Source organism: Pseudomonas sp. B414 (assembly GCF_055408445.1).
In genome coordinates this window covers 19,983-39,475 of record NZ_JBUZTQ010000030.1, presented here as the reverse complement: position 1 = coordinate 39,475, position 19,493 = coordinate 19,983, and the positions used below count along the sequence as shown (strand labels likewise).

At 59.4% G+C, this 19,493-nt stretch carries 14 protein-coding genes; 6 read left to right on the top strand and 8 right to left on the bottom strand.

The window, feature by feature from the left end; genetic code table 11:
* Positions 1-39 precede the first annotated feature (39 nt).
* The 5 genes from ACZRMH_RS20445 (at position 40) to tadA (ending at position 6,269) form a co-directional block, all read left to right on the top strand.
* Positions 40-1,263, top strand: coding sequence for a carbohydrate porin (locus tag ACZRMH_RS20445; protein WP_464014988.1), 1,224 nt, complete (start codon positions 40-42; stop codon positions 1,261-1,263).
* Between the two features lie 59 nt (positions 1,264-1,322).
* Entirely contained in the window at positions 1,323-3,848 is a 2,526-nt protein-coding gene (gene ptsP, locus ACZRMH_RS20440; protein WP_464014987.1) for a phosphoenolpyruvate--protein phosphotransferase, read from the top strand.
* Positions 3,849-3,850: 2 nt separating this feature from the next.
* Entirely contained in the window at positions 3,851-4,126 is a 276-nt protein-coding gene (locus ACZRMH_RS20435; RefSeq protein ID WP_464015005.1) for a PTS transporter subunit EIIB, read from the top strand.
* Positions 4,127-4,401: 275 nt separating this feature from the next.
* The gene (locus tag ACZRMH_RS20430) at positions 4,402-5,778 is read left to right on the top strand and encodes a multicopper oxidase family protein (RefSeq protein WP_464014986.1); all 1,377 of its coding nucleotides are present in this window, start codon (positions 4,402-4,404) and stop codon (positions 5,776-5,778) included.
* Positions 5,778-6,269, top strand: a complete 492-nt coding sequence (gene tadA / locus ACZRMH_RS20425) for a tRNA adenosine(34) deaminase TadA (RefSeq protein ID WP_464014985.1) — start codon at positions 5,778-5,780, stop codon at positions 6,267-6,269. The genes ACZRMH_RS20430 and tadA overlap by 1 nt, the downstream gene beginning before the upstream one ends.
* Before the next feature lie 40 nt (positions 6,270-6,309).
* On the opposite strand, the gene cmoB is transcribed toward tadA, so the two are convergent.
* From cmoB to lon, 6 genes are all read right to left on the bottom strand, one after another.
* Positions 6,310-7,266 carry a tRNA 5-methoxyuridine(34)/uridine 5-oxyacetic acid(34) synthase CmoB gene (gene cmoB, locus ACZRMH_RS20420; RefSeq protein WP_464014984.1) on the bottom strand — a complete coding sequence of 319 codons (957 nt, stop codon included), beginning with the start codon at positions 7,264-7,266 and terminating at the stop codon, positions 6,310-6,312.
* Positions 7,263-8,006: a carboxy-S-adenosyl-L-methionine synthase CmoA gene (gene cmoA, locus ACZRMH_RS20415; RefSeq protein WP_464014983.1), complete on the bottom strand. Its 744-nt coding sequence runs from the start codon at positions 8,004-8,006 to the stop codon at positions 7,263-7,265. The genes cmoB and cmoA overlap by 4 nt, the downstream gene beginning before the upstream one ends.
* An 84-nt stretch (positions 8,007-8,090) precedes the next feature.
* Entirely contained in the window at positions 8,091-8,726 is a 636-nt protein-coding gene (locus ACZRMH_RS20410; protein WP_464014982.1) for a lysoplasmalogenase, read from the bottom strand.
* A gap of 1 nt (position 8,727) precedes the next feature.
* Complete coding sequence (locus ACZRMH_RS20405) at positions 8,728-9,120, bottom strand: protease inhibitor I42 family protein (RefSeq protein WP_464014981.1); 393 nt, start codon at positions 9,118-9,120, stop codon at positions 8,728-8,730.
* 75 nt (positions 9,121-9,195) lie between these two features.
* Positions 9,196-9,690: a hypothetical protein gene (locus ACZRMH_RS20400; protein ID WP_464014980.1), complete on the bottom strand. Its 495-nt coding sequence runs from the start codon at positions 9,688-9,690 to the stop codon at positions 9,196-9,198.
* 229 nt (positions 9,691-9,919) lie between these two features.
* Positions 9,920-12,349 (bottom strand): endopeptidase La, encoded by a 2,430-nt coding sequence (lon, locus tag ACZRMH_RS20395; RefSeq protein WP_464014979.1) that lies wholly within the window; start codon positions 12,347-12,349, stop codon positions 9,920-9,922.
* A 332-nt stretch (positions 12,350-12,681) separates the two neighbouring features.
* Between lon and ACZRMH_RS20390 the strand changes: the two genes are divergently transcribed.
* Positions 12,682-15,024 carry an EAL domain-containing protein gene (locus ACZRMH_RS20390; RefSeq protein WP_464014978.1) on the top strand — a complete coding sequence of 781 codons (2,343 nt, stop codon included), beginning with the start codon at positions 12,682-12,684 and terminating at the stop codon, positions 15,022-15,024.
* A 58-nt stretch (positions 15,025-15,082) separates the two neighbouring features.
* Here ACZRMH_RS20390 and ACZRMH_RS20385 read toward each other — a convergent pair whose 3' ends face one another.
* Both ACZRMH_RS20385 and ACZRMH_RS20380 read right to left on the bottom strand, forming a co-directional pair.
* Positions 15,083-17,497 carry a glucose/quinate/shikimate family membrane-bound PQQ-dependent dehydrogenase gene (locus tag ACZRMH_RS20385; protein ID WP_464014977.1) on the bottom strand — a complete coding sequence of 805 codons (2,415 nt, stop codon included), beginning with the start codon at positions 17,495-17,497 and terminating at the stop codon, positions 15,083-15,085.
* Positions 17,498-17,627: 130 nt separating this feature from the next.
* Entirely contained in the window at positions 17,628-19,010 is a 1,383-nt protein-coding gene (locus tag ACZRMH_RS20380; protein WP_464014976.1) for a carbohydrate porin, read from the bottom strand.
* Positions 19,011-19,493: the final 483 nt, after the last annotated feature.

The window sequence follows — 19,493 nt, the reverse complement described above, 5'->3', positions numbered from 1 at the left end:
AGTAGCGATTCGTTCAATAAAAATAAAAAAGGTCGTGCCATGAAATCATCACTCAATTACAGCATCTGTATCGCCAGCCTGTGCCTGCTGGCGCCGCTCTCGGCCAACGCCCTGGAGTTCGCCGGTTACATGCGCAGTGGCGTTGGCAACTCGCTCAATGGCGGCAAGCAATCCTGTTTCAAGCTGCCCGGCGCCGAGTCCAAGTACCGCTTGGGCAACGAGTGCGAGCAATACGCCGAGCTGGAGCTGCGCCAGGACGTGTACAACTTCGACGATGGCTCGGTGTTGAGCGTCGATGGCATGGCCTCGTTGTACAACCAGTACAACCGTCAGTTGACCTTTCAGGGTGACAACGGCTCGGCCCGCCTGCCGCAGTTGTATGCGCAGTGGTCCAATCTGCCGAGCCTCAATGGTGGCTCGCTGTGGGCCGGACGCCGTTACTACAAGCGTAATGACATCCATATTTCCGACTTCTACTACTGGAACCAGAGCGCCACCGGCGCCGGTATTGAAGACGTGCTGATCGGCGGGCTGAAATACAGCTATGCCCTGTCGCGTAAAGACAGCCTGTATCAGGAAAACTACGTAACCCGTCATGACTTCAACGTGGCAGGCTTCAACACCAATCCCGGTGGTCAGCTGGAGTTTGGCCTCAGTTACCTCGACAAGCCTGAGCGCACCGACGCCCACAGCGGCTGGGCCATCACCGCGCAGCATGTGCAAAGCGAATTTTTGGGCGGTAAGAACAAATTCGCCGTGCAGTACGGCGAAGGCTCGGGCACCGGTTTGGGCTACACCGGCAACTTCCGCCTCGATAACAGCAGCAAGCGCTATCGCATTGTCGAGTTCTTTGACTGGCAAGTGACGCCGCGTTTTGGCGGGCAGGTCGAGGCGGTGTACCAGAAGGATTTTCGCCCGGATGGCGGTAATCAGGAGTGGCTGTCCCTGGGCGTGCGGCCGGCCTACGCGATCAGCGAGCAGTTTAAGTTGGTCACCGAGCTGGGGCATGATCAGGTCAAGGCCGCAGATGGTACGCGCAAGCTGAGCAAGTTCACCTTCGCACCAACCTGGTCGCCTAAAGGCCCGGGTTTCTGGACGCGTCCGGAGGTGCGACTGTATTACACCTATGCCAGCTGGAACGCCGCCGCACAGCGCGCGGCCAATGAATTTGATGCTGGCTCCGCGCTGTCCGACAGCGGTGCCTTCGGCTCGGCCCGGCACGGTTCCAACGCAGGTTTGCAAGTCGAGTACTGGTGGAAGTAAGCGAGCTGTCGGGGCTCGCGCTCCATCGGCATTTAACCGAATCAACTGCAGGTGAAGTCATGGTCACATCCCAACAACTCCAATTGCTGGCGCCGCTGTCCGGTGTGCTGATGGCGCTGGATAACGTGCCGGACCCGGTGTTCTCCAGCCGCATGATTGGCGATGGCCTGTGCATCGACCCCACGTCCCAGGTGCTGTGCGCGCCGCTGGCCGGAGTGATCAGCAACCTGCAGCACACCGGCCACGCCATCAGCATCACGGCTGCCAGTGGTGTGCAAGTGTTGCTGCATATTGGCCTGGATACCGTGAACCTGGCCGGCAAGGGTTTTACGCCGCTGGTTGAAGAGGGCCAGCAGGTAGCCGCGGGGCAGGCGTTGATCGAATTTGACGCTGACTATGTCGCCCTCAATGCCCGCAGCCTGTTGACCCTGATGCTGGTGGTCAGCGGCGAAAGCTTTGTGCCGTTGGTGCCGGGTGCGGACCTGGTTGAAAGCGGCCAGCCGTTGCTGGCTTTGCAATTGGCTGAGACTCCAGCGCTGGCAGAGGAACAAACCGGCGCAGCACAGCTTTCAGCGCCGCAGACGTTGCCCAATCCCAACGGTTTGCACGCCCGCCCTGCGGCAGTGTTCGCCCAGGCGGCGAAAGGCTTCGCGGCCACCATTCATCTGCACAAGCAGGATGCCAGCGCCAATGCCAAGTCACTGGTAGCAATCATGGCCTTGCAGACGGTGCACGGCGACAGTGTTTATCTCAGCGCGGTGGGGGCTGATGCCGGGCAAGCGCTCAAGGTATTGTCCGAATTGCTGGCGTCCGGTTGCGGTGAGGAGGTTGCGATCGAAGTGGTCGAAGCGCCACCGGTGGTGATGCCTGAGCAGGTTGCCAGCGATATGCTGCGCGGTGTTTGTGCATCACCGGGCTCGGTGTTCGGGCCTGTGGTTCAACTGAGTGAAAACGCGCTGCAGATTGACGAACTCGCCACGGACTCATCCCTGGAGAATCAGTGTTTAAAGCAGGGGCTGGCAGAGGCCGCGACGGCGCTGCAAGCACTTTGCGACAATGCTCCGGGCAAGGCCCAGGCTGAGATTTTCAAGGCCCATCAGGAGTTGCTGGAAGATCCGGGCCTGCTGGAACAGGCCTTTGCGCTGATCGACCAGGGCAAGAGCGCAGCGTTCGCCTGGCAAAGCGCTACCCAGGAGACGGCGACCCTGTTCAAGGGCCTGGGCAACCGCTTACTGGCCGAGCGGGCGCTGGATCTGCAAGATGTTGGTCAGCGCGTGCTCAAGTTGATGCTTGGCGTGCAGGACCGCGTACTGGAGTTGCCCGACAACGCGATCCTGATTGCCGAACAACTGACTCCGTCCCAAACCGCCGCGCTGGATACGCGCAAGGTGGCGGGCTTTGCCACCGTTGGTGGTGGCGCCACCAGCCATGTGGCGATTCTGGCCCGGGCGCTGGGTTTGCCGGCGATTTGCGGGGTGGCACCCCAGGTGCTGGCGCTGGCCAATGGTACGCAGGTTTTGCTCGATGCCGATGCGGGGTTGTTGCATCTGCAGCCGGACCCGGAGCGCATCAAGCAGCTCGACAGGCAGCGTGAGCAGCAGCGTCAACGTCAGCAACAAGATTTGCAGCAGGCCGCTCTGGCAGCCTGTACCCGCGACGGTCAACGGATCGAAGTCAGCGCCAATATCGCGTCTTTGGCCGAAGCCGAGCAGGCCGTAACTCTGGGGGCTGAAGGGGTGGGCCTGCTGCGTTCGGAATTTTTGTATCTGGAGCGTAACAGCGCCCCCAGTCACGACGAGCAGGTCGCTACTTATAGCGCCATCGCCCGCACGGTGGGCACGGAGCACAACCTGGTGGTGCGCACCCTGGATGTGGGTGGCGACAAACCGCTGGCCTATGTGCCGATGGAACATGAGCTCAACCCGTTTTTGGGCATGCGCGGGATTCGCCTGTGCCTGGAGCGCCCGCAACTGCTGCGTGAGCAGTTGCGCGCGATTCTGGCCAGTGCCGAGCTGACCCGCTTGCATATCATGTTGCCGATGGTTACCCAGTTGTCTGAATTGCGTATGGCCCGTCAGCTATTGGAGGAAGAGGCGCTGGTGCTGGGTATAAAAACCCTGCCCAAGCTGGGGATCATGATTGAAGTCCCGGCTGCCGCGTTGATGGCAGACCTGTTTGCGCCCGAGGTGGACTTCTTCTCCATTGGCACCAACGACCTGACCCAATACACCCTGGCCATGGATCGCGACCATCCGCGCCTGGCCAGCCAGGCCGACAGCTTTCACCCGGCGGTACTGCGCTTGATCGCCAGCACGGTCAAGGCCGCCCATGCCCATGGCAAGTGGGTCGGAGTATGCGGTGCGTTGGCTTCCGAGACGCTGGCGGTGCCGGTGTTGCTGGGGCTGGGGGTGGATGAACTGTCGGTGAGTGTGCCGTTGATTCCAGCGATCAAGGCGCGGGTGCGCGAGCTGGATTTCGCTGCCTGCCAGAGCCTGGCGCAGCAAGTGCTGGAGCTGGAAAGTGCCGGGCAGGTGCGTGCCGCCTTGCAACCTCTGCAGCAGCCCATGACCGTGTTGGAGTACTGATGATGTTCGATAACGTGCGCAAGGCATTCTGGAAAGCCCTGACCCCGGATCTGGTGGTGGATGAGTCTGGCAAGCTTGAATCGGTATTGCAGCCTGCAGTGTTGGCTGCCTTGGGTGGCGCCGGTAATGTGAAGTCCGAACAGCGGGTGGCGTTGACCCGTATCCGCGTTGAACTTGCGGATATCACCCGGCTTGACCCGCAAGCCCTGCGTGCGGCTGGGGTGCCGGGGATCTTGAGCCTGCCGGGCGGGTTGGTGCATCTGGTGGTGGGGCTTTGACCTGAAAGCCCCTCACCCCAACCCTCTCCCGGAGGGAGAGGGCGCTTGACCGAGTCGATTCTGGATTCAGTACAAGGTTCTAAGATGGGTAGTGTTCTGGAGCAACCCCCAATCGGTCCCCTCTCCCTCCGGGAGAGGGCTAGGGTGAGGGGCTTTTGATTTCCCAGCCTGCGGCCCTTCGCCACCGGGCCCTTACTGTTTCGCAATTGCAGGTGTATCGTATTCGCCTTTTGCGGGCTCCACGCTCGCGCCGGATACGAGAGGTAGCAGAATCCATGTCCTTTACCCGTCGACAAATACTCGGTGGTCTGGCAGGCCTGGTAGTGGTGGGTGTTGGCGCAGGAGGCGCTTCGCGTTACTGGCTGGGCAAGGTGGCCGCTGAAAACGCCGGCCACGATTACGAACTGATCAGTGCGCCACTGGATGTTGAGTTGGTGCCCGGTCACAAGACCGAGGCCTGGGCCTTTGGTCCATCGGCTCCCGGCACTGAGTTGCGGGTGCGTCAGGGTGAGTGGTTGCGGGTGCGCTTTATCAACCATCTGCCGGTCGCGACCACCATCCACTGGCACGGTATCCGCCTGCCACTGGAAATGGACGGCGTACCCTACGTCTCGCAATTGCCGGTACTGCCCGGTGAATACTTCGACTACAAATTCCGTGTGCCCGATGCCGGCAGCTACTGGTATCACCCCCACGTCAACAGCAGCGAAGAACTGGGCCGTGGCCTGGTCGGGCCGCTGATTGTCGAAGAGCGCGAGCCCACCGGTTTCAAGCATGAACGCACCCTGAGCATCAAAAACTGGCATGTGGACGAAGAGGGCGGTTTCCTGCCCTTCAGCATCACCCGCGAAGCCGCCCGTGGCGGTACCGCGGGGCGACTGTCGACCATCAACGGCACTCATGTGCCGAGCATTGATTTGCCCGCCGGGCAGATCACCCGTGTGCGCATCCTTAACCTCGACAATACCCTGACCTATCGCCTGAATATCCCCGGCGTCGAGGCCAGAATCTACGCACTGGACGGCAACCCCATCGAGCCAAGGCCGTTGGGCAAGGACTATTGGCTGGGGCCGGGCATGCGCATCTGTCTGGCAATCAAGGCCCCGCCTGCGGGTGAGGAGCTGTCTTTGCGTGATGGCCCGGTACGCCTGGGCACCTTGCGTTCGGTTGCCAGTTACGACGCGCCCGGCGAATGGCCGCCTGCGTTGCCGGCCAATCCGGTGGCCGAACCGGATGTGGCGAATGCCGAGAAGATCAACTTCAACTTTGAGTGGGTCGGGTCAGTGTCCGAGGATCTGGGGCCCGACCAGCCGCCAAGCCTGTGGCAGATCAACGGCGTGGCCTGGGATATCAAGGACAAGACCTGTGCCGATCGGCCCATCGCCAAACTCAAGCTGGGCCAGAGCTATATCTTCGAATTGAAGAACATGACCCAGTACCAGCACCCGATCCACTTGCACGGCATGAGCTTCAAGGTGCTGGCGTCCAATCGCAAAAAAATCATTCCGTATTTCACCGACACTTACCTGCTGGGCAAAAACGAGCGTGCCCGCGTGGCGCTGGTGGCGGATAATCCCGGCGTGTGGATGTTCCACTGCCATGTGATTGACCACATGGAAACCGGCCTGATGGCCGCTATTGAGGTTTCCTGATGCGACAAGGGCGTCAACCCCAGATCATCGACCGCAGCCGCGATCAAGACTTTATGCGTGAAGCCCTGGCCCTGGCCGCCCAAGGCGCGGCGCTGGGTGAAGTACCCGTGGGGGCGGTGCTGGTGCAGGACGGTGAAATCATTGGCCGTGGCTTTAATTGCCCGATCAGCGGCAGCGACCCCAGTGCCCATGCCGAGATGGTTGCCATCCGTGCCGCAGCGGCGGCGGCCAGCAATTATCGGCTGCCGGGCAGCACGCTGTACGTGACCCTGGAGCCGTGCAGCATGTGCGCGGGGCTGATCGTGCATTCGCGGGTGGCGCGGGTGGTCTACGGCGCGCTGGAGCCCAAGGCCGGGATTGTGCAGAGCCAGGGGCAGTTTTTCACCCAGGGCTTTCTCAACCACCGGGTGTTGTTCGAAGGCGGGGTGCTGGCCGAAGAATGCGGGGCGATTCTCAGCGAGTTTTTCAAGGCCAGACGAGCAAAAACCTGAACCTGCAGGGACTTCACCCCCCCTGTGGGAGAGGGGGGTGTTACTTCCTCGCCACAATCACCGCGCGCATCGGTGCCGGAAGGCCTTCGATGGTTTTGCTGTGGTCGTCGGGGTCGAGGTAGTCGCTTAGCGACTGGTATTTCATCCACTCGGTGGCGCGCTGTTCTTCGACCGTGGTGACGCTTACGTCGACACAGCGCACATCGCTGAAACCGGCACGGCGCAGCCAGCGCTCCAGCGCCGGGATCGACGGCAGGAACCACACGTTGCGCATTTGCGCATAGCGGTCTTCGGGCACCAGCACCTGATTCACGTCGCCTTCAATCACCAGGGTTTCCAGCACCAGTTCACCGCCTTTGACCAGGCAATCCTTCAGCGCCAGCAAATGCTCGATCGGCGAACGGCGATGGTAAAACACGCCCATGGAAAACACGGTGTCGAAGCCTTCGAGGTTCGCCGGCAGGTCTTCGAACGGGAAGGGCAGGTGCCAGGCGGCTTCTTGCTGCAAAAAGCGTTGCACGGCCTGGAACTGGCAGAAGAACAGCCAGTTGGGATCAACTCCGATCACGCTATGGGCGCCGGCGCCAAGCATGCGCCACATGTAGTAGCCATTGCCGCAACCCACATCGAGGATGCGCTTGCCCTTGAGATCGATATGCGGCGCGACCCGTGACCATTTCCAGTCCGAGTGCCATTCGGTATCGACATGCACGCCAAACAGGTCAAACGGGCCCTTGCGCCACGGTGACAGGCCCATCAGCGCTTCACGCATGCGCACACGGGTTTCATCGTCGCAGTCGGTGTCCAGGGTCAGGCCATTGAGCAGGTCAATCTCGGTCGGTTTGACGTCGGGCAGCGCATCCAGTGCGCTTTGCCAGCGTTCCAGGTCGCCGTGGCCTTTCTCCATCTTTACGTCGAGTTGAGCCTGCAGGGTGTTGGCCCATTCAGCCAATGGAGTACCGGCCAGACGCCGGGCAAGAGGGGACAGATCAATCATGGCAAGGCAATCAACGAGGCAAAGTTAAGACACTGGAACCACGGCACGACTTTCGAGAACCCGGCCGCCAGCAGGCGTTCGCGGTGTTCTTCGAGGCTGTCGGGCTTCATGACATTTTCGATGGCGCTGCGCTTTTGGGCGATCTCCAGATCGCTGTAGCCATTGGCGCGTTTGAAGGCGACGTGCAGGTCGGTGAGCAATTGATGCTCTTCGCTGTCATTGAAGCGCAGCTTTTCCGAGAGAATCAGGGCACCGCCCGGCAACAGCGACTGGCGTATGCGGCTCAGTAGCGCCAGGCGTTCTTCGGGAGCGATAAATTGCAGGGTGAAGTTCAGCGCCACCACCGAGGCAGGCTCGAACTCCAGCGCCAGAATATCGCCCTCGATCACTTCAACGGGCAACAACTCCTGGAACATCGAGTTCTGCCCGTTGAGGTATTCGCGGCAGCGTTCGACCATCGCTGCCGAGTTGTCTACCGCAATCACTTTGCAGCCTTCTGTACGCACATGGCGACGCAGTGCCTGGGTCACTGCGCCCAGCGAACAGCCCAGGTCATACAGGACACTGTCAGGCTGGGCAAATTGGGCCGCCAGCACGCCGAGGTTTTCGACAATGGTCGGGTAACCGGGTACCGAGCGCTTGATCATGTCCGGGAACACCCTCACCACGTCTTCGTTGAAGGCGAAGTCCGGCACCTGGGCCAGGGGTTGGGCGAAAATACGGTCGGGTTCTTTGCTCACGGTGGTTCCGGCTATGGGGAATTTTCAAGGGGCGGCATTTTAGCCAAGTTAGCGCCGGGATGCGCGGTCTGTCTGATAAACCGTTCAGTGTTTGCTCTGTGAAAACACCGAGGCAGCAATGCCCCATTGGCCCAGCCAGTAGCTGAGGATGATCAGGTAGGGGGCTGCAGCGAACGGCTGCACAAAGCGGTCGATGCCGATCAGGCTGTCCGAGGCTACAAACGCCAGTGCGCCTGCAGCGGCCAGCCAGGCCGAGCGCTTGGGCACGCTGCTGCCCAGGCGGGCGAGGGCGCGCCAGAGCATGGCACTGATGGCCAGAGCATAGACCGCCACCGGGATCAGCAAATCCCCCAGTCCTTTGGCCGCCATCACGCTGAACAGGCTCACCCCTGCCAGCAGCGCCAAAGCGAGTGCAGGCAAGGCCGGGCGACGACAGTCCACAAGGTAGGCCTTGAGATAGGCCAGATGGGCAAACAAAAACGCGCCCAGGCCAAATACAAACAGGTCCACCGGCCAGGCCAGCAGAATATCGCCCAGCAGGGAGAACACCAGGCCGATGCTGATCCAGCGCCGATAGGGGCTGGCCGGGGCATCATGCAACCAGCCGAGCAAAGCCAGCACCGGTACCGGCTTGGCCAGCAGGCACAGCAGGGTGGCGTGCAGGCTGACCCCGTAGAGGTAGGTGCCCGCACCCATGACCGCGAGGATCAGCCACGCCATATCAGTTCACCGTGATCGGGCAGTCGAACACCTGGGCCGGTTCTGCTTCGGGCTCCCAAGGCTGCTGCGAAGTCAGGCGCAAGCGCCCGTTGCCCGTGGCGAACACCTGGAAACGCCACGTGGACTGCCCGCCGCTGCCCAGCAACTGGCCAGTATCGCTGCTGGTGTAGACCTCCGGGCCGAGGCTGCGCAGCACGCCGCCTGCAGAGTCCTGGATGGCCCAGCGGTAACCGGTGGTGGGGTTGCTCGGCAGCGATACGATCAAGTGCTGGCCGACATGCAGTTGCTGGGGGCAGTCGCTTTGCTCTTCGACGGTCACGTTATGTGCCGGCTGTTGGGCGCAGGCCGTCAGCAGGCTGAGGCCGAGCAGGGGGAGAAGACGTACTGGGGGCATTGAAGGCTCCGGTCAGACAAACACAATGGCGCAGCATAACCCAAGAAGGCAATTGCGCCATTTGTCGCCTGCCGATCAGAAGGAGGCATGGGGCGGGCTGATGCTGAAGTCGCCGCACATCTCCATGCTGTTGCCTTCGTGGTCCAGGCCTTCCATGGTGAACAGCCGGGCGCTGTAGCAGCTCTCGTCCACACACAGGTGCAAGGTGCCGACGTTGGCCTGGTTCAAGTGATAGACCGGGCGCCCGTCGACTTCAACGCACTCGATATAGGACATTGACTGGATGGGGCCGTGTTGGTCTTTTTTGAACAGGTAAATACCTGACTGGATATTGATATCCAGCGTGAAGGCAACAGCGCGATAGGTGGTTGAGCCAAAGTCATCGATCTCGCCGGTTATGACGATTTTCTTCTGGCTGCTGGCAAAGGTCATTTCTTGCGCGGCAAACGCGGGGCGGTCGAGCATTTCGGCCTTGAGTTCTCCCCGGGTTCTGGGATTGAAAATCTTGTGTCCTGACTCTTTGAGCCTTAGGACATCCGGGTTCTCAAACACAGGATGATGAAGGGCCATATTCGTTTCCTGCATTATTTTTGTGGGAATTATCTCTATTAAGGATGGGAAACAACCAAACGTCTACTGTCAGAAATGACAGTAGATGTGTCTAGCCCGCGACTTGTACGGATATTTGGATCCAATTTTTGGGGGCTGGCATGCCTGCGATGGCATCACGGTGATCAGTCAGTTAAACCGGGTTGCATCGCAGGCAAGCCAGCTCCCATAACAGCTCCTGCAAGTGCTTTTAAAACAGCACCTTGGCCACATCGGTAAAGCGTTTGGCAAAGTGCACGGTGATGCCTTCCTTCAGGTAATCAGGCAGCTCTTCGAAATGGCCGCGGTTTGGTTCGGGGAGGATCAGTTGGTTAATTTTCTGCCTGCGCGCCGCAATAACTTTTTCACGCACACCGCCAATCGGCAAAACATGCCCGGTCAGGGTCAATTCGCCGGTCATGGCGATCCCTTTTTTGGGTGGCTGATTGCGTGCCAGCGACAGCAGGGCACTGGCCATGGTCACGCCTGCGCTCGGGCCATCTTTGGGGGTGGCGCCTTCAGGTACGTGGAGGTGAACAAAAGCCTCGTCGAAAAACTTTGGATCACCGCCAAATTGTTTCAAGTTGGAGCTGATATAGCTGTAAGCGATTTCGGCCGACTCTTTCATCACCTCGCCGAGTTGCCCGGTCAGCTTGAAGCCGCGATTGAGGGTGTGAATACGGGTAGCTTCGATTGGCAAGGTCGCGCCGCCCATGCTGGTCCAGGCCAGGCCGGTAATCACCCCGGTACCGCTAATCACCTGCTCATTGCGGAACACCGGCATGCCCAGTGAGGCCTCAAGGTCTTTGGGGCCGATCTTGATCACTGCCTTGGGATCATCCAGCAACTTGACCACGGCCTTGCGCACCAGCTTGCCCAGCTGTTTCTCAAGCTGACGCACCCCGGCTTCACGGGCATAACCGTCGATCACCGCGCGCAGGGCGCTGTCGCTGATGCTCAGGCTGCCTTTGGATACACCGGCTTTCTCCAGCTGTTTTGGCCACAGATGGCGCTTGGCGATCGCGACCTTTTCTTCGGTGATGTAACCCGAGAGGCGGATCACTTCCATACGGTCAAGCAACGGCCCGGGGATCGAGTCCAGGGTGTTGGCGGTGCACACAAACAGCACTTTGGACAGATCCAGACGCAGGTCCAGGTAATGATCGAGGAAGTCGACGTTCTGTTCCGGGTCCAGGGTTTCGAGCAGGGCTGACGCCGGGTCGCCCTGGAAGCTCTGGCCCATCTTGTCGATCTCGTCGAGCATGATCACCGGGTTCATCACTTCAACATCTTTGAGCGCCTGTACCAGCTTGCCCGGCTGGGCGCCAATGTAGGTGCGGCGATGCCCCTTGATCTCAGCCTCGTCGCGCATGCCGCCGACACTGAAACGGTAGAAGGGACGGCCCAGGGATTCGGCAATCGACTTGCCGACACTGGTCTTGCCCACGCCCGGCGGGCCTACCAGCAGCACGATCGAACCGCTCACCGAGCCTTTGTAAGCGCCCACGGCAAGAAACTCGAGGATGCGCTCCTTGATGTCATCGAGCCCGGCATGGTGGGCGTCGAGGACTTTGCGCGCGTGCTTGAGGTCGAGCTTGTCCTGGCCCAGCACGCCCCAGGGTACTGACGAAGCCCAGTCCAGATAATTGCGGGTAACAGCGTATTCCGGTGATCCGGTTTCCAGGATCGACAGCTTGTTGAGCTCTTCATCGATGCGCTTTTGCGCCTGGGCGGGCAGGGTTTTGCCCTCAAGGCGCTGCTTGAACTGCTCGATATCGGCGCTGCGATCATCTTTGGTCAGGCCCAGTTCCTGCTGAATCACCTTGAGCTGTTCCTTGAGGAAGAACTCGCGCTGATGTTCGCCGATCTTAAGGTTAACTTCGGCTGAAATCTCTTTTTGCAGGCGCGCAACTTCGACTTCCTTGCGCAGCATGGGCAGCACTTTTTCCATGCGCTTGAGCATGGGCACGCAGTCGAGAACCTGTTGCAACTCGTTGCCGGTGGCCGAGGTCAGCGCCGCCGCGAAGTCGGTCAGCGGTGACGGATCGTTGGGGCTGAAGCGGTTGAGGTAGTTTTTCAGCTCTTCGCTGTACAGCGGATTGAGCGGCAGCAGCTCTTTGATTGCATTGATCAGTGCCATGCCATAAGCCTTCACCTCGTCGGTGGGCTCCTTGGGTTGCTGCGGGTATTCGACTTCCACCAGATAGGGCGGGCGGTGATGTTTGAGCCACATGCTGATACGCACGCGGGTCAGGCCCTGGGCGACAAATTGCAATTTACCGTTTTCGCGGCTGGCGTGATGCACCTTCACCAGCGTGCCGTATTCCGGCAGGCTTTTGGTATCGAAATGGCGAGGGTCATCAGGGGGGGTGTCGACAAAAAACAGCGCCAGGGAGTGATGGGGTGACTTGCTGACCAGTTCCAGGGTTTCGGCCCAGGGTTCTTCATTGACGATGACCGGCAGCACTTGTGCCGGGAAAAACGGCCGATTGTGGATCGGGATGATGTAAACCTTGTCCGGCAGATTCTGCTCAGGCAACGCCAATTCAGTCCCTCCAGAATGTGGCTGGTGTTCGGATTCGGTGTGTTCTACATCGGTGTACTCAGTGGTGTTATCCGGAAATTCTTGCTGGTCGCTCATAGGGCACCTGCGCAATTGGGTATGGGTATTAGATGGGGCGCGGTGCCAGTGGTTTCAATGGTGAACAGATTTTCATGTGTAAGGAGAAGAAACCCGCTTAGCCGCTTACCCGTCGATTGCAGAAACAATCCGCCAAACCCCCGTGCGCTAGGCCTTTGTCGCCAACAACTTGACAGTAGACGGCCCCTATTTATTGGGTGATCTTCTGTGTGCAGCAGTTGGATCCATAACAATAGAAATGTACTGGAAGGCCATTCGTTTGGCTTTCTCAAGGAAGTCGAGGGAAAGCTTATGTGGGCATTGGCATTCACTCAATGGATTGAGGGCGCAGCATGAGGTTGCGCAACAGTTTTCAGGCACGTATCAGCCTGTTTCTTGCCTTGTTCCTGCTTTTGGTGATTGGCGCGGTGTACTTCGCCGTTAAAACCGTGACCATTACCGTGGCCAGCGATCAGGCGCAAGAGCAGCTCAAAACCGGTGCCCGGGTGTTTGAGCGCTTTATGGAGCTGCGCTGGCGTCGTATCCAGTACGGCCTTAACTGGTTGACCAACGACTCGGATTTCCGCGAAGCGGCAATCAACGGCAGCCCCTCGCTGATACAGCGCGCCCTGGTGGAGTTCGAGTCCAGCCTTCGCGGCAGTGAGCTGTTTGTGCTGGATCTCAATGGCATGATCCTCACCAGTACCCTCAAAGGCCTGCCGCCAGAGCACGCCTTTCCTTACACCAAGGCTTTGAAACTGGCACGTCGCGGCTCTCAAACAATGCTCATCGGCGTACTTGAGGGGCGGCCTTACATGATGGTGCAAGGCGTTGTGCTGGCACCTTTACCGGTGGTGCGCGTGGTCTCGGCAATGCCGATGGACGATGTGTTCGCCCGCGAGTTGAGTTCGTTGAGTAACCTTGACGTTTCGTTTTTGACGGTCAAGCAAGGTGAAAGCGGGATGTTGAATGGCACTCAGCCGGACTGGATGAGTGCGAGCATCATTGAGTTTGTACACGAACACGATCCGGGTTCGAAGATTCACTACAGCGAAATCCAGGGTAAACGCTATTTGGGGCAATTACTGCAACTGGCCAATTCCGGTGACCCGCAAAACGGCCAGGTGATGGCGGTGCTGCAAAGCCCCCTGGATCAGACAATGCAGGCGTTCGACTCGCTGGATCGCAAGTTTCTGTTGATCTCTTTGGGCGCCCTGCTGGCTTCATTGCTGGGTGCCTTGTGGCTGGCGCGGGCAGTTTCGCGCCCGGTCAGCCTGCTGGCAGAAGCTGCACAGCGTATTGGCCGGGGCAACTACGAAACCCCGGTGCAGCTCAAGCGCAGGGACGAGCTGGGGTTTCTGGCCAAGGCGATCAACGCCATGCAAAGCGGGATTGCCGTGCGTGAGAAACAATTGGCGCATAACGCCCTGCATGACCCGCTCACCGATTTGCCCAATCGCACCCTGGCCATGGAGCGCCTGGGCAGTGCCATCAGCGCCAGGCGCAGTGTGGTGTTGATCTATCTGGGCATCGAAAACTATCGTGTGATCAATGAAAGTTTCGGCCCCGGGGGCGGGGAGTTGATCATGCGCGAATCCGCCCACGTGATGCTCGACACCTTGCGCGAACGCGATACGGCGGCCCGCATCACCGGCAATGAATTTTTGTTATTGCTTGAAAGCACTCAGATCGATGCAGGCGTGGCGATGGCCGATCGGTTGTACGCGCTACTGAAACGCCCGCTGAGCATCGATGGCCATGAAGTGTCGCTGGAAGTCTATATGGGCATTGCGGTGTACCCGCTCAATGGGCAGAACGCCGAAGAGCTTATCAACCGTGCTGCGATTGCACGCCGTGATGCTGCAACCTTGCCAGGTTATCTACAGGTGTATCAGCAGGATCGCGACCTGGCCCATCAACGGCAAATCCAGCTGATCAGGGACTTGCGCAGTGCCGCGAGCGAAGGCCAGCTGCTTTTGCATTACCAGCCAAAACTGGATATCCGCAGTGGCCATGTACGCCAGGCCGAAGCGCTGTTGCGCTGGCAGCACCCGGAACTGGGCATGATTTCACCGGCGGAATTTATCCCGCTGGCCGAGCGCACGGGCAGCATGTTCTTGCTGACGGGCTGGGTCATGGAGGAGGGCATCCGCCAGTTGGCCGAATGGAACCACAAGGGCTTGCATCTCCAACTGTCGCTGAATATCTCGGCGGAAGATTTGCACGGTGACAATTTGTTGAAAACCGTCGAGCGTCTGCTCAAGCGTTATCAGTTGTCGGCCGAGCAACTGATATTCGAAATCACCGAAAGCACAGCCATGCGCGACCCCGAGCACTCACTCAGCGTGCTCGAAAAGCTGCGCGACGGCGGTATCAGTTTGTCGGTGGATGACTTCGGCACCGGTTACTCGTCGCTGGCGCATCTCAAGCGCCTGCCGGTACAGGAGTTGAAAATCGATCAATCGTTTATCCGCAACCTCGACGAAACCAGTGAAGACGCAGTGATCGTGCGATCGACCATCGAAATGAGTCATAACCTGGGGCTCAAGGTGGTGGCCGAAGGGGTGGAACATCAGCATACCCTCGAACTGCTGGAGCGCTGGCACTGTGACACGGCCCAGGGCTACCTGATAAGCCGGCCGATGGATGCCGTGGCGTTCGAGGCCTGGGTATCGAAGTTGCGGGCGATTGTTTGAGCACAAAAAAAGGCGGCTATCTCTCGATAGCCGCCTTTTTCACAACCAGCCGTAAGACTTACTCAGCCAGTTTAAACGCCATTACATAGTCACCTTTTTTGGTGCCCAGGCCGCCGTGACCGCCCGCCATGACCAGCACATATTGAGTGCCGTCCTTGCCGGTGTAGGTCATCGGAGTGGTCTGGCCGCCAGCAGGCAGACGACCTTCCCACAGTACTTTGCCGTTGCTGACATCGTAAGCACGCAGGTACTGGTCAAGGGTACCGCTGAGGAAGGCTACGCCGCCCGCAGTGGTGAAGGTCCCGCCCAGGCTTGGAACACCCATGGACAACGGGATCGGAACCGGCGAGCTGTCACGCACGGTGCCGTTTTTGTGTTTCCAGATCACTTCGTTGTTGGTCAGGTCGACTGCAGCAACATAACCCCACGCCGGTGCCTGGCAAGGCAGGCCCAGTGGCGACAACAGAGGCTCCAGGATCACGCCGTAAGGTGCGCCTTTGTTCGGTTGAACACCGGAGGTTTCTCCTTTACGCGGGCCCATGGCAGCCACGTCGGCCTGCGGAACCAGCTTGGAGGTGAAAGCCATGTAGCTCGGGTTCAGGAAGGCAATCTGGCGAACCGGGTCAACCGAGATGCCGCCCCAGTCGAACACGCCGAAGTTGCCTGGATATACGATCGAACCTTGCAGCGATGGCGGGGTGTACATGCCGTCGTAACGCAGGGATTTGAAGTTGATCCGGCACAGCATCTGGTCGAATGGAGTCACGCCCCACATGTCACGTTCGGTCAGGACCGGCGGGATCATGTTGAGGTCCGAACGTGGCTGTGTAGGTGCAGTGTGATCACCTTCTACAGCGCCGCCCGGGGCAGGAATCTCGGTGATCGGCACAATGGCTTCGCCAGTGCGACGGTCCATCACGTAGATGCTGCCTTGTTTGGTGGAAGCCAGCAGGGCCGGTTTCACGCCATCGGCGGTTTTCAGGTCCATCAGGGTTGGTTGACCACCTACGTCCATGTCCCACAGGTCATGGTGAGTCAGCGGACGGTACCAGCGGACTTTACCGGTGTTGATGTCCAGGGCAGTGATGCCAGCGGCATAACGCTCGGAATCTTCGGTACGGTTACCGCCAAACTGGTCAGGGGTCTGGTTGCCCATCGGCAGGTAAAGCATGCCGAGGTCTTCGTCGACCGCGAACATCGACCACATGTTAGGCGAGTTACGGGTGTAGATTTCGCCTTCAGCAATCGGTGCAGTGGCTTCAGGGTTGCCGCTGTCCCAGTTCCAGACCAGCTTGCCGGTCCGTACGTCGTACGCACGGATCACGCCTGATGGCTCGTCGTTGGAAATGTTGTCGGTCACGTGGCCGCCAATCACCACCAGATCTTTGGTGACAGCAGGTGGCGAGGTGGAGTAGTAACCGCCCGGGGCAAAGGTGCCCATGTTTTTGCGCAGGTCTACCGCGCCATTGTCACCGAAGTCTTCGCACACTTTACCGGTGTCGGCGTTCAGGGCGATCAGGCGGGTGTCGGCAGTCGGCAGGAACAGGCGACGCGGGCACGAGTTGCTGGATGTGACAGCAGGCTCGGCAGCGCTCTGTTCGGTGCTGGCTTTGGTGTAGGCATTTTCGTCGTGATAAGTCACGCCGCGGCAGGTCATGTGGGCCCAGCCCTTGAAGTTTTCAGCGTTCTGCGTGCTGAGCTTCGGGTCGTAGCGCCAGATTTCCTTGCCGGTGTCCGGGTCAAGGGCAATCACCTGGCTGTGCGGGGTACACACATACAGCATGCCATTGACTTTCAGCGGGGTGTTCTCGGCGGTTGTTTCGCCGGGATCGCCTTCGCCAGGGATATCACCGGTGCGGAATGTCCAGGCTGGAACCAGCTTGTGGGCATTCTCAGGGGTGATTTCTTTCAGCGGCGAGTAACGGTCACCAAAGGCGGTACGACCGTAGGACTGCCAGTCGCCATCGGGCATGGCCGGCGCAGCGTTGGTCATGCCGGGTACGGCATCACGGTCCAGTTGACCCTTGATTTCACCCGGGCTGGTGAACTGGCTGGCCAGTGCAGCAGCGCCTGCCAGGACTACGGCAACGCTCAGTGCGCCGGTAGCCAGAGGGGCCGACTGACCGCGCAGAACCGGACGACGGAACCACGGCAGCAGCAGGACGATACCGATGGCGAACCACATGGCCAGACGTGGCACCAGTTGCCACCAGTCCAGACCCACTTCCATCAGTGCCCATACGGTGCTGGCGAACAGCGTCAGCGCGTACAGGGCCAGTGCAGCGCGGCGCCCGGCAATCAGCAGTGCGCCCGACAAGCCAAAACCGATACCGGCCAGCAGGTAGTACCACGACCCGCCAAGCGTGACCAGTTTGATACCCCCGGCCAACATGGCCAGGCCCATTAGCAGCAGCAAGATACCGAGAAGGCTCGGTAGCAGGCGGCTTCGACTGAAAGCACCTTCAGTGCTCATAGTGTGGTTCTCCGTTGCGTTTGAGGTGTTCCCGCGAGGGTGGGTCTTTAACAGACGAACCGACGCGGGAGTGAATCAGCTAAATAGGTGTTTGCTCGCAACCTTCAAGGTTGCTGTCGCAGTCCGTTGGTCAGAACGAACTTTGAATTTTCAGGCCGCCAATCAGCGCGTCATCCAGCTGGCTGACGCCGCCCGGGTGACGGATGTATTGCAGATTCGGTCGAACAGTCAGCCAGTTGGTCACGTGCACGCCGTAGTACAGCTCGGCGCTGTATTCAGTGTCCTGGGGTGGCAGGTAGTCCGGGTTGTCGAAATCGTAGATGGCGCGGGCCTGATTGGTGGCCTGGGCGTTCTTGCGATAAGCCGGGTTGACGTGAACCCGGGCCATGGCAAAGCCGATATCGTCCTTGGGACGGGCATCGAACACGCCCTTGTAGACGACGCCCGCCTGGACATAGTTGTCCACGGCGTTGGTTTTCTTGTCGTGCAGGGTGGCATTGGCGAACACACTCAAGCCCCTCGACTGATCGCTGGCGCGGGTAGTGAGCTGCTGTTGCACGCCCAGCCACATCCCGTGTTTGCTTGAACTGCTGCGATACGCCTCGCCAGTCAAGGCTGCCGGCTGGCCGTTGGCATCTTTGTAAGCATCTGTTGCCTTGGCATTACTGTAGTAGTAACCCGCACGATATTCCCCGGGCAGGCCATTAATTTTCGGCGTCCATACCAGTTCAATCGGCAGTACCGCACCCTGGGTGCCGCTACCGCTGAGCTTGAAGCCGTTGCCGCGATCCAGGTTAGACGGGTTTTGCTCATAGGCGCCGACCTGTGCGTAGAGCTCGGGGGTCAGGTGATATTTGACCCGCAGTGCCCACTGGCTGACAGGCCAGTTGTACCAGATGCTGCCAGCCCAGTTGCCGACCTGCGAGCCGCAGAACGCCAGGTTCTGGAAGTCGCACGGGAAGCTGTTGAAGTCTTCGCCCTGACCGAAACGGCCGACCTTGATGTCGAGCTTCTGGTCGAAGAATTTCTGCTGGTACCACATTTGCGTCAGGCGGGTGGTTTGACCGCGGCCCCAGACTTCCTGGGCCGAAGTGAAACCGCCAACGCGCGGGTCGTTGATGCGGTCGTTGCTGATGTTATTGCCGCTGCGATGGGTAATCGTCAGTTTGAATTCTGCATCTTCCCAGCCCAGGATCTTCTCCAGATCCAGGTGGGTGCCCAGGCCGAACTGGTCGCTGTAGCGCGCCGTGCGGTCATGGTCATAGCCGCCGTGCAGGTTCGAGCCCACTTCGCCCACGTAGTCGAGGGAAAAGGCGTAACCCTGTTTTTCCAGTTCGCTACGGGTACCGCCCCAATCACCCAGCATCCACTTGGAGTCGGTGTCGAAGGCCGGTGCCGCCTGTGCGCAGGAGGCCAGGCCCAGAGCGGTAATGCCGCCGATCAGCGTCAGGGCTTTTTGCCCGGCAACAGGAAGCAACGCGCTGTGTTTGCGCAAGTTCAGGAATGTGGACATAGGTCGAGGTAGTGAGTCTTTATAGGTATGGCTGTGGCAGTGGGTAGCGCTGTCTTTGGAGGCAGGGCTTGCACTTCAGGATTTAAGGGCGGAATGAATCGTTTCAGCCCTTTATGCGGAAATGATAAAGCCCTGAAACGTTTAGAAACAGCACTTTAAGTGACATGGATCATTTCTGATTCGGTAACAGTGTGCTGCGACGGTTCGTCTCAGGGGCTTTTTGTCTCATGTTCGGGGCTTTTAGCGGGAAATACGCACTAGACGCGGCGTTTAGAAAACATTGCCAATTTGTGGTTTTAGCCCCGATCCCCGGCCGGGATTGCCTGCGATGTAAACGTCGCTGTTTATCTGAAGAACTGCGTCGATCGCCATCGCGAGCAAGCCCGCTCCCACAGGGTGATTATGTATGGAGCCAGATTATGTGTGTACTGCGGACCTGTGGGAGCGGGCTTGCTCGCGATGGGATCACCTCGGTTTACCTGA